This is a genomic window from Streptomyces sp. NPDC007205, from assembly GCF_040634095.1.
GTDB lineage: Bacteria > Actinomycetota > Actinomycetes > Streptomycetales > Streptomycetaceae > Streptomyces.
Window position 1 is genome coordinate 1 of record NZ_JBEYEW010000180.1, and the last position, 1,405, is coordinate 1,405.

A 1,405-nucleotide genomic window follows, 5' to 3' on the forward strand; every position below is an offset into this window, starting at 1 on the left:
CCTAGTAGTGCTTCGTTAGGTTCTGGTTCTGATGGTCGGCAGGGGTCGGCCGCAGGTGGTGCAGGTGCCGGTCCAGCACCTCAGCAGGTCCTGGAGGACGTCGAGGACCTGGTAGAGGGTGAGGCCGGCGTCGGGGCTTTTGGGTCGAGCCGCCAGAGGGTGAGGAAGGCTTGGGCGGCGGTCACGAGAGTGACGTGGTGGTGCCAGCCGCGCCACGTGCGGCCTTCGAAGTGGTCCAGTCCCAGGCCGTGTTTGAGTTCGCGGTAGTCGTGTTCGATCCGCCAGCGCATCTTCGCCCACCGAACCAGGTCTCCGATGGGGGTGGTGGCGGGCAGGTTGGTCATCCAGTAGCCGGTCGGCTCGTCGGCTTCTTCGGGTCGTTCGACCAGCAGCGTCTTCAAGGGCAGCACGCCGTCCCACCGGCTGCGTCCGCCGGCCTGTTCCTGGGCGGTGCGGCAGGCTTCCTTGCCTGAGGGCCGCACCTGGAGCACAGCGAAGTGCGAGGTCATGGTGCCTTTGCTGCCCCGCCGCCAGGTGACCTCCTCAAACACGGTGGCGTCATCGACGAGGCCGGGCAGCGGCCGGGGCGACTCACGGTATCGGGGCAGCGTGGGCGGTCCCAATCCGCCATAAGCAGGTTGATACGGCTCGGCGTCGGCAGGTCGTGCGATCTCCTTGGGATCGACGGCCATGACATACGACCAGCCGGGTTCTTCCAACGCGAGCCGGAAAGAGACGCTGCGGCCGTATCCGGCATCGGCCACAATCACCGGCACCGCCAGCCCTTGCCCGGCCAGCCGGTCCAGCAGTCCGAGAGCCAGACGGGTCTTGGACACATGCCCGACCCCCTCGGGAATGCCGGCCCGTCGGCGCCGCCTGTCATCATGGGCCCATTCCTCGGGCAGGAACAGTTCCCACTCCAGCGGGCACGATGCGGTGTCGGTGGCCGCGTGCACGCTGACCGCGACCTGGCAGTTCGCCCGTTTTCCCAGCGCTCCGCAGTACTGGCGGGCCACCCCGGCCGACGCGGTGCCGCACTTGGGGAACGACACATCGTCGACAACCCACACCTCAGGGCGGATCGCCTCGCACAGCCGCTCGGTGATCCGCCGCCGCACCGGCAACGGATCCCACGGCGACTGGTTCACGAACTGCTGCAGGGCCTGCATGTTGCCGTCCGGCAGCCGCTCGGCCATCGGCTGGATCGACTTCCGCCGGCCGTCCAGCATCAGACCGCGCAAATAACACTCGCCCCACCGCCGCTGATCCCGCCGCGGTACCGACCCGAAGACGTCCCTGACGAACTCCGATAACTCGCCCCGGAGCCGCTCCACTTCCCCCAGCCTCACAACACGAAGATGCCCACCACCAGGGGAGATCACTCGATGTAACGAAGTACTACTAG

Annotated in this window: 1 protein-coding gene; it reads right to left on the reverse strand. The window is 67.5% G+C overall.

From position 1 onward, the window contains the following. Nucleotides 1-80: 80 nt before the first annotated feature. Nucleotides 81-1,349: an IS701 family transposase gene (locus ABZ624_RS43090; protein ID WP_360101241.1), complete on the reverse strand. Its 1,269-nt coding sequence runs from the start codon at nt 1,347-1,349 to the stop codon at nt 81-83. Between the last annotated feature and the right edge of the window lie 56 nt (nt 1,350-1,405).